Source organism: Ilyobacter sp., from assembly GCF_041583315.1.
Taxonomy (GTDB): Bacteria; Fusobacteriota; Fusobacteriia; order Fusobacteriales; family Fusobacteriaceae; genus Ilyobacter.
Map to the genome: position 1 here is coordinate 1 of NZ_JBFHGC010000570.1, position 1,785 is coordinate 1,785.

2 protein-coding genes are annotated in these 1,785 nt (G+C 39.7%); both read left to right on the forward strand.

Annotated features, from left to right (window positions below):
* The coding region (locus ABZA26_RS14295; protein WP_372715164.1) for a phage tail tape measure protein at window positions 1–1,601 on the forward strand (1,601 nt) is incomplete at its 5' end.
* Window positions 1,594–1,785: tail protein X (locus tag ABZA26_RS14300; RefSeq protein ID WP_372715165.1), on the forward strand; the 192-nt coding region annotated here is incomplete at its 3' end. The genes ABZA26_RS14295 and ABZA26_RS14300, both read left to right, overlap by 8 nt.

The window sequence follows — 1,785 nt, forward strand, 5'->3', positions numbered from 1 at the left end:
ATACTGCCAAAGTTTCTGTAGCATTTGATATGGAGGCAGGTAAAGCTGGTGAAACCCTGGCCACATGGAGAGAAGCGTTTAAGATGAGCCAGAGTGAAGTAATAAAGCTGGCTGATCAGATGAATCTATTGGGCGACAGTATAAAAGTGGCTCCTGCTCAGGTAGCGGAAATAGCCACTCAGGTAGGGGGCTTAGGCAGGATGGCAAACTTTACAGAGGCTCAAACATCGGCTCTTGGAGGAACTTTGATAGCTCTTGGGGTCAAAGATGCCGGGACAGCTTCTACTGCAATTAGAAAGCTTTATACCACTATGGCTTCAGGTGATTCTGCAAGCAGTACCATGTCTGCAGCATTTCAAAAGATAGGGATTGATCCTGGACAATTAGCTGAGGACTTGCAAAAAGATTCTCAAGGCGCATTGATGAAAGTATTCCAAGGATTGAATAATTTGAATGATTCTGAAAAACTTTCTGTAACAAAACAGTTATTTGGTGAGGAAGCTATGAGCTCCATGGGAATGCTTATTAATAATACAAAGTTTTTAAAAGAGAATTTAAAGCTTGTAGGAGATACCACTAAATATGCTGGAAGTATAAACAATGAGTATAACAATAAATTGAATACTACGGCTTCTGATATAAAACTAGCATTAAAAGCGACTACAGACATGGCAGCTGCAACAACAAGATTCTTTCTTCCTCCTATAAGAGGTGCCACAAAAGGTATGGTTAATTTCAGTGAAGGGATCACAAAATTTACAGAAGATTATCCTAAATTGTCTAAGGCAGTGGCCTTTGGAGCAGCTGGATTTGTGGGGTTAAAACTAGGAACAAGCGGAGCGGTACTTGGAATAAAAATGCTGGCAAATACTAAAAAAGACCTTGTTTTTTTAAAAGAGACTGCATTATTAATCAAAGGCTGGAAGCAATGGGGGCCGGTATTATCAGGAGTAAAAACCGGAGTGACAGCCCTTGGAGCAGCAGGGAAAGCAATGCTGTTTAATCCTTGGGTACTAGGTATAGGAGCTGTTGTTGCTGGAGGATATTTAATATATAAAAACTGGGATCTAATCAAAGAAGGCTTTAAAAACAGTTACGAATATATAAGTGGAAAACTTTCAAAATTGTGGGAGTTATGGAAAAAATTTACTGTTCCAGGAAAAATGTTTAGCTGGGTACAGAAAAAATACAAGGGATACAAGGAGAAAGGGATACCTGCCTATGCCAAGGGAGGAGTTGTAGGAAGACCTCATCTTGCATTGGTAGGTGATGGAAGGACTCCTGAATCGATAATTCCACATGATGGAACTCGGCAGTCTAAGGACCTTTGGTTTAATGCAGGAGAAAAGCTTGGAATGTTTGCAGGTGAAGGGGTCCCTAAATTGTTCTCTAAAGTCAAAGAGAGAGCAGAAAGAAAGGATATCAGAAATAAGATAGAGGTAAATATAGATTTTAACCCGGTTATAAAGGGCGAGTCCTCCAAGGGTATAGTAGAAAGGCTTAGGGAAGAGATGCCGGTTCTGGCAGAACTTATAGAGGGAGCTGTAGAAAAGGCAATAATCAAAAATCAAAAGAAAGAAAGGAGGGTAAGTTTTGGATAAACAGGTGGATATTTATACCACTATTCAAGGAGATACATGGGACCATATCAGTCATAAGGTCTATGGAAAAGATAAATATTCCAAAGATCTTATGAGGGCCAATCCAAAATATCTGAATGTTGTCTTTTTCAGTGGAGGAACATTACTTATTTGTCCGGACATATCTGAAGAAGAAACTGCAACC